At 62.6% G+C, this 11,612-nt stretch carries 13 protein-coding genes and 1 tRNA gene; 11 read left to right on the top strand and 3 right to left on the bottom strand.

Annotated elements, in window-relative coordinates; translation table 11 throughout:
• Positions 1–44 precede the first annotated feature (44 nt).
• The 3 genes from ABOA88_RS07955 to ABOA88_RS07945 all read left to right on the top strand — a co-directional run bounded on the left by ABOA88_RS07955 (position 45) and on the right by ABOA88_RS07945 (position 2,088).
• Positions 45–440, top strand: a complete 396-nt coding sequence (locus ABOA88_RS07955) for a DUF4398 domain-containing protein (RefSeq protein WP_196170431.1) — start codon at positions 45–47, stop codon at positions 438–440.
• A gap of 10 nt (positions 441–450) precedes the next feature.
• Positions 451–1,224 carry an OmpA family protein gene (locus tag ABOA88_RS07950; protein WP_196170430.1) on the top strand — a complete coding sequence of 258 codons (774 nt, stop codon included), beginning with the start codon at positions 451–453 and terminating at the stop codon, positions 1,222–1,224.
• Between the two features lie 168 nt (positions 1,225–1,392).
• Positions 1,393–2,088 (top strand): glutathione S-transferase N-terminal domain-containing protein, encoded by a 696-nt coding sequence (locus tag ABOA88_RS07945; protein WP_367851892.1) that lies wholly within the window; start codon positions 1,393–1,395, stop codon positions 2,086–2,088.
• A 39-nt stretch (positions 2,089–2,127) separates the two neighbouring features.
• On the opposite strand, the gene ABOA88_RS07940 is transcribed toward ABOA88_RS07945, so the two are convergent.
• Positions 2,128–3,744 carry an inorganic phosphate transporter gene (locus ABOA88_RS07940; RefSeq protein ID WP_367851891.1) on the bottom strand — a complete coding sequence of 539 codons (1,617 nt, stop codon included), beginning with the start codon at positions 3,742–3,744 and terminating at the stop codon, positions 2,128–2,130.
• Positions 3,745–3,874: 130 nt separating this feature from the next.
• Between ABOA88_RS07940 and ABOA88_RS07935 the strand changes: the two genes are divergently transcribed.
• The 7 genes from ABOA88_RS07935 (at position 3,875) to ABOA88_RS07905 (ending at position 8,571) form a co-directional block, all read left to right on the top strand.
• The gene (locus ABOA88_RS07935; RefSeq protein ID WP_196170427.1) at positions 3,875–4,261 is read left to right on the top strand and encodes a DUF488 domain-containing protein; all 387 of its coding nucleotides are present in this window, start codon (positions 3,875–3,877) and stop codon (positions 4,259–4,261) included.
• A gap of 23 nt (positions 4,262–4,284) precedes the next feature.
• Positions 4,285–4,725 carry a GNAT family N-acetyltransferase gene (locus tag ABOA88_RS07930; protein ID WP_196170426.1) on the top strand — a complete coding sequence of 147 codons (441 nt, stop codon included), beginning with the start codon at positions 4,285–4,287 and terminating at the stop codon, positions 4,723–4,725.
• A gap of 145 nt (positions 4,726–4,870) precedes the next feature.
• Positions 4,871–5,260: a helix-turn-helix domain-containing protein gene (locus ABOA88_RS07925; protein WP_196170425.1), complete on the top strand. Its 390-nt coding sequence runs from the start codon at positions 4,871–4,873 to the stop codon at positions 5,258–5,260.
• A 108-nt stretch (positions 5,261–5,368) separates the two neighbouring features.
• On the top strand, positions 5,369–6,007 hold the full coding sequence (gene gacA, locus ABOA88_RS07920) for a response regulator transcription factor GacA (RefSeq protein WP_043209199.1): 639 nt from the start codon (positions 5,369–5,371) through the stop codon (positions 6,005–6,007).
• 6 nt (positions 6,008–6,013) lie between these two features.
• Positions 6,014–7,837 carry an excinuclease ABC subunit UvrC gene (uvrC, locus tag ABOA88_RS07915; RefSeq protein WP_196170424.1) on the top strand — a complete coding sequence of 608 codons (1,824 nt, stop codon included), beginning with the start codon at positions 6,014–6,016 and terminating at the stop codon, positions 7,835–7,837.
• Positions 7,838–7,870: 33 nt separating this feature from the next.
• Entirely contained in the window at positions 7,871–8,431 is a 561-nt protein-coding gene (gene pgsA / locus ABOA88_RS07910) for a CDP-diacylglycerol--glycerol-3-phosphate 3-phosphatidyltransferase (protein ID WP_196170423.1), read from the top strand.
• A gap of 64 nt (positions 8,432–8,495) precedes the next feature.
• Positions 8,496–8,571: transfer RNA gene (locus ABOA88_RS07905), tRNA-Gly, on the top strand.
• 191 nt (positions 8,572–8,762) lie between these two features.
• Here the strand turns inward: ABOA88_RS07905 and ABOA88_RS07900 are convergent.
• Positions 8,763–9,587: an SDR family NAD(P)-dependent oxidoreductase gene (locus tag ABOA88_RS07900; RefSeq protein ID WP_196170422.1), complete on the bottom strand. Its 825-nt coding sequence runs from the start codon at positions 9,585–9,587 to the stop codon at positions 8,763–8,765.
• A 383-nt stretch (positions 9,588–9,970) separates the two neighbouring features.
• Here ABOA88_RS07900 and ABOA88_RS07895 point away from each other — a divergent pair, with 383 nt between their 5' ends.
• On the top strand, positions 9,971–10,759 hold the full coding sequence (locus ABOA88_RS07895) for an SDR family NAD(P)-dependent oxidoreductase (protein ID WP_367851890.1): 789 nt from the start codon (positions 9,971–9,973) through the stop codon (positions 10,757–10,759).
• Positions 10,760–10,766: 7 nt separating this feature from the next.
• Here the strand turns inward: ABOA88_RS07895 and ABOA88_RS07890 are convergent, their stop codons facing one another.
• Positions 10,767–11,594: a 5'-nucleotidase, lipoprotein e(P4) family gene (locus ABOA88_RS07890; protein WP_196170420.1), complete on the bottom strand. Its 828-nt coding sequence runs from the start codon at positions 11,592–11,594 to the stop codon at positions 10,767–10,769.
• Positions 11,595–11,612: the final 18 nt, after the last annotated feature.

Below are 11,612 nucleotides of genomic sequence, written 5' to 3'. Positions count from 1 at the left end.
CGGGAGCTCCGTGCCCATGCGCCTTGCACCGAGGAGTTGTTTTCATGCGTGCCAGATCCATCCGCAATCTCATGCCTCTGGGCGGCCTGTTACTGATCCTGGGCGGCTGTGCCAGTGTTGTCGCCCCGACCGAACAAATCGAGCTGACCCGTAACGCGGTCAATCGTGCCGTGGCCGCCGATGCGACCCAGTATGCGCCGGTCGAAATGCGTGCGGCCCAGGACAAACTCAACGCCATGGAGCGGGCCTTGGGCCAGCAGGATATGGCTCAGGTCCGCACCCTCGCCGAACAAGCCGAGGCCGATGCCAGCTTCGCCGAGCGCAAGGCTCAGGCGAGCAAGGCACAGGCGCAACTCAATGCCGCCCGCGAAGGCATCGAAGTGCTCAAACGGGAAATGCTCGAAGCACCCGACACCCTGCCTGCCGTGACTGCCGAATAAGGAGCTGACCATGTCGAAATCGTATCTGTTGCCTTGTGTCTCGGTGCTCGCACTGGCGTTGGCCGGTTGTAGCGCGACGCCAGAAAACCCAAGCCTTCTGGAGGCCCGCGAGGCGTATTCGGTTTTGCAAGGCAAGCCTGACGCCAGCCGCCTTGCCGCCCTGGAGACCCAGGAAGCCTATCGTGCCCTGGGCAAGGCGGAGCTGGTCTCGCTCAAGGACCGCAAGGACGTGCAGGTCGAGCAGCTCGCCTACCTGGCCAACCGCAAGATCGAGGCGGCCGAGCAGACCATCGTGCTGCGTCAGGCCGAGGCCGGTCTCCAGCGTATCGAGGCCCAGCGCACCGAGGTACGCCTTCAGGTGCGTACTGCCCAGCTCAAGGCGTTGCAATCGCTCAAGTCCAAGCAGACCGAGCGCGGCACCGTCGTGACGTTCGGCGATGTGCTGTTCGACACCGGTCGTGCGCAATTGCGTCCGAGCAGCGACCGCGATATCCAGAAGCTGGCCGCATTCCTGAACGACAACCCGGAGCGCAAGGTGCTGGTAGAAGGTTTCACCGATGCCACTGGCAGCGATGCGTTCAACCAGAAACTGTCCGAACAGCGCGCCGCTTCCGTGGCGATGGCGCTGCGCCGTCAGGGCGTGGAGCCTGGCCGCATCACCACTGGCGGTTATGGTAAGGAATACCCGGTTGCCTCCAATGCCGATGCGCATTCCCGGCAGCTCAATCGCCGTGTGGAAGTGATCATCTCCAAGGGGGCAGAGCGCGTTCCGACGCGGTTCTGATGTGACGGCTGGCGTACCTGCGGGCGCGCCATCCGAAACACGGCACAGTCCTTGTGGGAGCGGGTTCGCCCGCTCCCACAGATGGCGGCGAAAGCCCCAGTGACAACCGATGGTCAAACCGCCGTGTTACCCCTACAGTGGTCATTTCCTCGTCTTCAGGAAGTGCCCATGACCGATCTCAGCGCTTTTCCCATCACCCGCAAATGGCCGGCGCGTCATCCCGAGCGCCTGCAGTTGTATTCCTTGCCCACGCCCAACGGCGTCAAGGTCTCGATCATGCTGGAGGAGATCGGCCTGCCCTATGAAGTGCACAAGGTCAGTTTCGACAACGATGACCAACTGAGCCCTGAGTTCATCTCCCTAAGCGCCAACAACAAGATTCCCGCCATCCTCGACCCTAACGGGCCGAACGGTCAGCCATTGCCGTTGTTCGAGTCTGGCGCGATCCTGCAGTACCTGGCTGAGAAGACCGGCCAATTGCTTAGCCAGGACCCGGCCACCCGCTACCAGACCCTCCAATGGTTGATGTTCCAGATGGGGGGCATCGGGCCGATGTTCGGCCAGGTCGGGTTCTTCCATTTCTTCGCGGGCAAGGACTACGAGGACAAGCGCCCGCGGGACCGTTACGTCAATGAGTCCAGGCGCCTGCTGGGCGTGCTCGACCGGCACCTGGCCGGGCGCGAATGGATGGTGGATGCGTACAGCATCGCCGACATCGCTATCTTCCCGTGGGTGCGCAACCTGGTGGAACGCTACAACGCACGGGAACTGGTGCGGTTCGATGAGTTCAAGCACGTGCAGCGAGTGCTTGAGGCGTTCCTGGCCCTGCCTGCCGTGCAGCGGGGCCTGAAGATTCCGGGGTGAGTCTGCAGGGGTTCAGGGTCACGACGCGGCCCTGAACCTTCAAAACACTTGGCACAGTAGCCAGTACAGGCATCCGGCCAGCAGCATGGCCGCCGGCAAGGTCAACACCCAGGCCATCAACAGATTGAACAGCGTCCGCCGCTGGACACCTGAGCCGTTCGCCACCATGGTGCCCGCGACACCGGATGACAGCACATGGGTGGTCGACACCGGCAGGCCGAACAGATCCGCCGCGCCAATGGTGCACATGGCCACCACTTCTGCCGAGGCGCCCTGGGCATAGCTCAGGTGGGTCTTGCCGATCTTTTCACCCACAGTGATCACGATGCGTCGCCAGCCCACCATGGTGCCCAGGCCCAGTGCAATGGCGACCACCACCTTGACCCACAGCGGGATGTAGCGGGTGGCATCGTCCAGTTGCTGTTTGAACACCGTTAGCTGGCGATGGGTATCGGCGTCGAAGCGTGCCCATTGTTGCTTGTCGATGAGGCGGATGGTTTCGCTCGCCAGGTACATGTCGTTGCGTACGTTGGCCATGGCTTCGGCCGGCACTCGGTTGAGCGAACCATAGCCTTTGACCTGCTCGCCGATCATCCCGCTGAGTGCGGCCAATGCCGGGACCAGTTGCGGGCTCGCTTTGGGCTCGGCAATGAAGGCGACCAGCGCTTGGCGTGGGTCAGCCGGGGCTGCTTGAGGCGCACTGCGCACTAACGCTTGACGAGTGCTTTGGGCGATGACCGAGAACTGCTGTGCCTGCTCGGTGGGCATGGTCTTGTTCAGCGCGTATGCCATTGGCAGGGTACCCACCAGAATCAGCATGATCAGCCCCATGCCTTTCTGGCCATCGTTGGACCCATGGGCAAACGACACGCCGGTGCAGGTCAGGATCAACACGCTGCGGATCCACCAAGGGGGAGGTGTCTGCCCTTGCGGTGCCTGGTACAGCTCGCGACGCTTGACCAGCAGGCGCAGTGCCAGCAACAGCAAGGCGGCGCAGGCGAAGCCGATCAGCGGCGAGAACAGCAGGGCATAGCCCACCTTGCCCGCTTGGGTCCAGTCCACCCCGCTGGTCCCCGCGCGGCCATGCATCAGGGCGTTGGCTACGCCGACGCCGATGATCGAGCCGATCAAGGTGTGTGAGGACGATGCTGGCAGGCCCAGCCACCAAGTGCCCAGGTTCCAGATGATCGCCGCCAGCAGCAAGGCGAACACCATGGCAAAGCCTGCTGTGGAGCCCACCTGCAGGATCAGCTCCACCGGCAGCAGCGCAATGATGGCGAAGGCCACGGCACCGCTGGACAGCAGCACCCCAAGGAAATTGCACAGGCCAGACCACACCACCGCTACCGGCGCCGGCAACGAATGGGTGTAGATGACTGTGGCGACTGCATTGGCCGTGTCATGAAAGCCATTGACGAACTCGAAACCCAGGGCGATCAGCAGCGCCAAGCCCAGCAGCAGGAAGGGGGTGAGGGTGGTGACGACGGTGCCGCTGGCGCTGACATCCTGTTTCAGGCTCCAGGCAGTGTAGGCCACTGCGGCCAGCAGCAGGCCGATGAACAGCGTGAGGGTGACGCGGCCGGGTCTGTGCGACAGCTGCGGGCGGGCGTCGCGGTGGGCCAGGTCGGTCTGGTTGGCCAGTGACGAGGTTGCCATGGAGGGCTCCGGGTGGCGTCGGGCAAAGATGCCAGGCGGACAAAGCATAGAAGGCCATTCAGGGTCTGCACGTGACCTTGGTCAATGAAGGCCCTAGTCTGTTAGGGAAAGCCTGCCGCAGGAGAGCGTCGTGATCCGCTGCAAACGTGTCTACGATCCGATTGAGGCCGAGGATGGCCAGCGGGTGCTGGTCGATCGCCTGTGGCCACGCAACAAACGCAAGGACGACCTCCACGGCCAATGGTTGCGAGAGGTGGCACCGTCCGATGAGTTGCGTAAGGCGTTTCATCATGGCGAGGTGGATTTCGCCGGTTTCACCCAGCGCTACCAGCAGGAGCTCGCGGCCCATCCCGAGCATTGGTACCCCCTGCTGGATCTGGCGGCCAAGGGCACCTTGACCTTGCTCTATGCCGGCAAGGACACCGAGCACAACAACGCCCTGGTGCTGGCCGGGTGGCTGGAGGATGAACTGGAGCGCCGTGGACCGGAAAGTTCACCGGTGTGCTATGCCCCGTAGATTGACTGGAAGACCTCTCCCACATGCCGTTTGAACTGACCCCTGCCACCGACGCCTACCGCACCTTCGCCCGCGATCTGACCCGGCGCGCCATGCTGCCTTATTACCGGGAGTTCGACCTGCTGTGGATCGAGGAAGCCTTCGATGAAGCCTGGGGTTGGCGTGAACAGTGGCTGGTCACGGAAGAGGGGCAAGTGCTGGGTTTTTGCAGTCTCAGCCAGGATCGTCAAGCCTTGTTCATCCGCGAGCTGCACCTGCTCCCGGAGCACAGGGGGCGTGGTGTCGGCGCCTGGGTATTGGAGACCTTGGCCCAGTGGGCAGGGCAACGGGGGCTGCCCTTGCTGCGGTTGATGGTGTTCAAGAGCAACCCTGCGCGTCAGCTCTATCGACGCCATGGTTTTGTCGAGATGGGCGAGGATGAATGTTTCGTGCGTATGCAACGCATGATCGCATCGAGAAGCTGACTGTCGAGACAGATAGTGACCGATAGGGTAATGATGGCTTGCCAGGATTGGATCCCACTTGGCATAGTGCCATCCGGGGTGATGGCCACTCGCTTGAAGGTCACCATTCCCGTGGTATTCATGGACAGCAAGGGAAGGGAGTCGAATGAGTGGATTTGGTCCGCGGCTGAGGGAAGAGCGTGAACGCCTTGGCCTCACCCAGCGGGTGTTTGGCGACATCGGTGGCGTCGAGCCCAATGCCCAGGGCAAGTATGAAAGTGGTGAGCGCACGCCACGGGTCGACTATCTGGCCGCATTGGCCAAGCGGGGTGTTGACGCGCTCTATGTGCTCAGCGGTGCGCATACCCCAGCCCCACTGGACAGCCTGACCGTCGACGAGGACCGCATGCTGGCGCTTTTTCGCCGGTTGCCCGAGGCCGACCAGATTGCCTTGAGCCACCTGTTGCAGCGCCTGGCCGGAGAGGCGAGTGAGCGCGATGCTGGCCAGGTGCGCACGTCGGGTCGGCCTGTGATTTTCGATGATGCATTGACCTAGTGACCGCTGCGCGCAAGGAGGCGAAATAGCCGCCCAGGTCACTAGGTCAGCAGTGAAAAATTTTGTTAAGGTGGCGGGATCCAATCGCCCCATTGACGAGGTGTCTGTTTGATTAGGGTCTTGGTGGTCGATGATCACGATCTGGTGCGTACCGGCATCACGCGCATGTTGGCCGATATCGATGGCCTGCAGGTGGTGGGGGAGGCGGATTCCGGCGAGTCGGCACTCAAGCTGGCCCGCGAGCTGAAGCCGGACGTCGTCCTGATGGATGTGAAAATGCCAGGCATCGGCGGCCTGGAGGCAACCCGCAAGTTGTTGCGCAGCCATCCAGACATCAAAGTGGTCGCGGTCACCGTGTGTGAGGACGACCCGTTTCCCACGCGCCTGATGCAGGCCGGGGCGGCCGGCTACCTGACCAAGGGGGCAGGGCTGGACGAAATGGTCCAGGCCATCCGCCTGGCCTTTGCCGGTCAGCGCTACATCAGCCCACAGATCGCCCAGCAGCTGGCGCTCAAGTCGTTCCAGCCCCAGGGCTCGCCGTTCGATGCCTTGTCGGAGCGGGAGATCCAGATCGCGCTGATGATCGTGGGTTGCCAGAAAGTGCAGATCATCTCTGACAAGTTGTGCCTGTCGCCCAAGACCGTCAATACTTACCGTTATCGGATCTTCGAAAAACTCTCGGTCACCAGCGACGTCGAACTGACCTTGCTGGCCGTTCGCCACGGTATGGTTGACGCAAGTCTGTAAGGCCCCATGTCTCAAATCTTCGATGCCAGTGCATTCCTGGCGACCTGCAGCGGTCGCCCAGGCGTCTACCGAATGTTCGACGCCGAGGCGCGGCTGCTCTACGTGGGCAAAGCCAAGAACCTCAAGAAACGCCTGGCCAGTTACTTTCGCAAGACGGGCCTTGCGCCCAAGACGGCAGCCCTGGTGGGGCGCATCGCCCAGGTCGAGACCACCATCACCGCCAACGAGACCGAGGCGTTGCTGCTGGAGCAGACGCTGATCAAGGAATGGCGTCCTCCCTACAACATCCTGCTGCGCGACGATAAATCCTACCCTTATGTCTTTCTGTCTGACGGTGAATTCCCGCGGCTGGGCATTCATCGTGGCGCCAAGAAGGCCAAGGGGCGTTACTTCGGTCCGTACCCCAGCGCTGGCGCCATTCGCGAGAGCCTGAGCCTGCTGCAAAAAGCCTTCTCGGTGCGCCAGTGTGAGGACAGCTACTACGCCAACCGCACCCGGCCATGCCTGCAATACCAGATCAAGCGCTGCAAAGGCCCGTGCGTCGGCCTGGTGACACCGGAGGAATATGCCGAGGATGTGCGCCATTCGATGATGTTCCTCGAAGGCCGCAGCCAGCAATTGGGCAATGAACTCAACGCCGAGATGGAAAGGGCCGCCATGGCCCTGAACTTCGAGAAGGCGGCAGAGTTGCGCGACCAGATCGCCTTGCTGCGTCGTGTGCAGGACCAACAGTACATGGAAGGCGGCTCGGGCGATGTCGATGTGGTGGCCGCCTTCGTCAACCCGGGTGGCGCCTGCGTGCACTTGATCAGCGTGCGGGGCGGACGGGTACTGGGCAGCAAGAACTTCTTTCCCCAAGTGGGCATCGAGGAGGAGGTGGCCGAGGTCATGGCCGCGTTCCTGTCCCAGTACTACCTGGGCAATGCCGAGCGCGAACTGCCAGGTGAATTGATCGTCAACGTTATCCACGAAGACTTTGCCGCCATCAGCGAGGCGGTGCAGACCCTGCGTGGCCGGGAACTGGCCATCAGCCACAGGGTGCGTGGCACGCGGGCACGCTGGCAGCAGTTAGCGGTCACCAATGCCGAGCAGGCCCTCAACGCCCGCCTGGCCAACCGCCAGCATATGGCTGCGCGCTTCGAGGCCCTGGCTCAGGTGCTGGGCCTCGATGAAGTGCCCCAGCGCCTGGAATGCTATGACATCAGCCATTCGAGCGGTGAAGCCACTGTGGCCAGTTGCGTGGTGTTCGGCCCGGAAGGGCCGCTCAAGTCCGACTACCGACGTTTCAACATCGAAGGCGTGACCGCCGGCGACGACTACGCCGCCATGCACCAGGCCCTGACGCGCCGCTTCGGTCGTATCAAGGACGGCGAGGGCAAGCTGCCCGACGTGCTGCTGGTGGACGGCGGCAAGGGCCAGTTGAACATGGCCCGCGATGTCATGCAGGAGCTGGCCCTGACCGACCTGACCCTGCTTGGCGTGGCCAAGGGCGTGACCCGCAAGGCCGGTTTCGAGACCTTGTACCTCAACGACGTGGCCCATGAGTTCACCCTTAAGGGCGACTCACCGGCCTTGCACCTGATCCAGCAGATCCGTGACGAAGCCCACCGTTTTGCCATCACCGGCCACCGTGCCCGGCGTGGCAAGGCCCGACGCACCTCTAGCCTGGAGGATGTGGCAGGGGTCGGACCCAAGCGCCGTCGTGACCTGCTGAAACATTTCGGCGGCCTGCAGGAGCTCAACCGTGCCAGCATCGATGAAATCGCCAAGGCCCCAGGCATCAGTAAAAAGCTTGCCGAGTCGATTTATGCCAGCCTGCATAGCGAGTAGAATGCCACCCTCAACCCGCAGCCAGTCGTACCGATGAATATTCCAAACCTGCTCACCGTTCTACGCGTCCTGCTCATCCCGATCTTCATCCTGCTGTTCTATGTGCCCTATCACTGGAGCTACATGGCCGCCAGCACGGTGTTCGCCATCGCCGCCGCCACTGACTGGCTGGACGGCTACCTGGCCCGTCGCCTGCAGCAGAGCACACCATTCGGTGCCTTCCTGGACCCGGTGGCGGACAAGCTGATGGTCGCGGTCGCCCTGGTGTTGCTGGTGCAAGTGCATGCCAATTTCTGGTTGACGCTGCCGGCCGCGGTGATCATCGGTCGCGAGATCGTGGTTTCGGCGCTGCGTGAATGGATGGCGGAACTGGGGGCGAGGGCGCACGTGGCCGTGTCCAACCTCGGCAAGTGGAAAACCGCCGCGCAGATGCTGGCGCTGGTCATTCTGCTCGCCAATCCGCCGGTGCTGAGCTTCTGGGTCGTGCTTGGCTACGCCTTGCTGCTGGTGGCCGCTGGCCTGACGCTACTGTCGATGGTCCACTACTTGGTCGCTGCCTGGCCGCACCTGCGCGAAGGCTCCGAGCAGAAGTAAAAGTTTTTTTGAATCAAAGGGTTGACGTTGTTTTGCAGATCGCTACAATGGCACCCATCACGACGCGGGAATAGCTCAGTTGGTAGAGCACGACCTTGCCAAGGTCGGGGTCGCGAGTTCGAGTCTCGTTTCCCGCTCCAAATTCAGCGTTCATGGATGTCCACCGATATCCCGGAACGCTTCCAGAAAAGGCCAAAGATTTTATCTTTGGCCTTTTCTGTTTTTCCCGTTCTCAATACGCCACGCCATTCAGAGGCGCAAGCTCCCGGGTGAACAAGGGGGATGGGCACCGCCTGGACGTTCGTGCTGTTGGCGGTGCACATGGCGAGTGTCAGAGCGTCGGCATCACCGGGTCACGTCCGGTGAGAATATCTTCCACACGTCGTTGCAGGGCATCATTGAGCACCTGCGGTTGTGGAATGAGCCAGTAACGTTCCTCCTGAATACCTTCGAATACCCGCTCGGCGAACTGGTCCGGGGTCAGCCCGTGCGCGTCCAGCATCTGACGCATCGTGGAGACGAACCCTCGCACTTCGGGGCGGTCGAGCGTATCGCCAAAGGGGTTGTCGAAGATGCCGCTGCGCACCGGACCCGGCGCGAGCAGCGACACACCTACGGGCGTGCCGAGCATTTTCAACTCGCCATGCAGCGACTCGGTCAGGGCGACGACGGCGAACTTCGTCGCCGAGTAGGGCGCCATCAGCGGGCTCGCCAGAAAACCACCCACCGATGCGGTGTTGATGATGCGCGCCGGCGCGTTGCGCTCGAGCATGCGTGGCACGAAGCTGCGCAGGCCATTGAGCACACCATGGACATTGACCGCGAAGCTGTTTTCGAAGCGTTCTGGTGAAATCTCCCAGCTAAAGCCTGTGGCCATGATGCCGGCATTGTTGAACAGCAGATCGACACCGCCGAAACGCTGCCAGGTGGCCTCGGCCAGCGCCTCGAGCGCTTCGGGTTTGCGCACATCGGTCGGTACGCACAGGGTCTCGGTGTCCAGCGTGACCGCGACGGCCTCGAGTTTGTCGCGGTCCAGGTCGGCCAACACTACCTGCATGCCAAGCGTTGCGGCATGTCGCGCCAGCCCACTGCCGATGCCACTGGCCGCGCCGGTAATGACAGCGGTACCGCCTTCGAAACGAATGGATGTCGTCATATTCAGAGTTCTGTCGGGAGGGTGGACGGGCGCATGCAGGCAGTGCCCCTGGGGTATTTCGCAAGCGTCCACCATGACGTACAGGTTGTGCCCTTGCATCGTCCGTTTGAATGAGTCGAGTGGCAGGTACCTTTGAAGCGTTCTACGTGCCCGAAGGCAGGCGGGGGCCGCTGTGCGACCCAGCGCAGGCTTCACCAGCGCCTACAGCGTCTGCGCATGTCCTGTGGGTTGCGCGCCACTGCCCTCGTCCATTCGGACGGGGCATCGGTGCCTTGCCGTGCCGTAGCCTCGAACGTGCTGCGCGCCTGGCATTACCTGGGCTGCGCGTTTTGATCGGCCTGTACAGGTGCAGGCCGGTGGCCTTCATTGTGTGAGCCAAAGCCATGTCCCAACGATTGGAAGGTAAAACAGCATTGGTACTCGGCGTCGCGCCGGGCAACGTCGGTGAAGCCATCGCCCGGCGCTACGTCGAGCACGGAGCGAGGGTGATGATCGCCGGGCGGCGTGCCGATACACTGGAGGCGGTCGCCGGCGCCCTCGGCGTGTCATGGCAGGTCTGCGACATCCTCTCGCAAACCGAAGTGAACGCACTTGTCGCTGCGAGCGTGCAGGACCTCGGGGGACTGGATATCGGCGTCAACGCCACCGGCTGGGGGCTTCTCAAACCCTTCCTGGAACACAGCCAGGAGGACCTGGATCGGATGAACGCAGTGCAGTTCACCGGGCCTTTCCAGTACTTCCAGGCCCTGTTGCGGCACATGCCCCAGGGTGGGTCGATCATCCAGATTTCCTCGGTCACCGCCAGCATCATGTTCGATGACCACGCCGCCTACATGGGCACCAAGGCTGGCATGGACCATGTGGTGCGTTGCATCGCCCATGAGTTCGGCCATCAGGGGATACGGGCCAACTCCATTGCACCGGGCGGGCTAGCCGATGCGCCGATGTCCGGCGGGGGCCTGCAACACCCGGGTATTGCGGCGCTCTATCATCGCGAGATCCCGTTGCAGCGCAGCGGCGTGGCGGCGGAAGTGGCCGATGCCGCGCTGTGGCTGGCCAGTGACGAGTCGAGTTTCGTCACCGGTCAGGTCATACATGTCAGCGGTGGCCAGACGCTGCGGCGCAACCCTTCGCTGGGCGAGGTCTATGCCGCGGCGACCGGCATGGGTTGACGGGCGCTTAAGGCTGGTTCTTCCAGGCACCCGACGCCGCCGCCGCGCGGAACTTGGCGCGATTCTCGGGCGTGTCGGCAGGCTCGGACTCCCCGAAGATCGCCTTCATCCAGTGTCCGTCGGTGGGGTTGGGGAAGACGATGAACTTATCGCCGAACTGCGCACGGTCTTCATCGAGCAAGGTGGCGCGCTGCTGGACGTTGTCGACGTAGTACCGGCGTTTGAAGTCGTTGAGGTTGTCGCCCAGCATCAGTAGCACGTCGTGGTGCTCGGCCACGGCCTTTTGCGCAGGCTCTTTGTTGGAGCTTTCGCGCAGGATGGTCACGTGTTCTTTGTCGGCGAAGGGCACCTTCAGTGCGCGCAGGTTCTCGAGTGCGTACGCGTCGGTCTTGTCGCCCTGATCGCGGCTGGATACATAGAAAATCTCCACGCCCTTGGACTTGGCGTATTCGAGAAACTCCAGTGCACCCGGTGTCAGGGTCGGGCCGTTGGCGGCGACCCAGCGGTCCCAGAGGGTGTCGTCGAAGAAGTCCTTGTCCTCGTTCATCAGCGCGCCCCAGTAGGTGTTGCTGCTGAGGATCGTGTCGTCCAGGTCGCTGATGATCGCCGGCGGCTTGGCACCGGGCTTGCGCTCGGCCAGGGCCTGGTCCAGGCGCAGCTTGGCCAGGTTGAAGCCTTGGTAGTACAGCGCACGGTATTCGGCCGCGGTCTGCCGCCAGGCGACGGCGGCGGTCAGCAGGTTGGGCTTGGCGGGTGCGGTATCGGCCAGCGCCAACTGGAAGGGCGCGGCGAGTAGCAGAGCGGTGGTGGCGATTATTGTTCTTGGCGTGGGCATGTACGAGATTCCTTGTCT

The organism is Pseudomonas sp. PKS, from assembly GCF_051913525.1.
In the GTDB taxonomy this organism is placed as follows: Bacteria; Pseudomonadota; Gammaproteobacteria; order Pseudomonadales; family Pseudomonadaceae; genus Aquipseudomonas; species Aquipseudomonas guariconensis_D.
The sequence above is the reverse complement of the archived record's forward strand: the minus strand, read 5'-3'. Positions and strand labels throughout refer to the sequence as shown.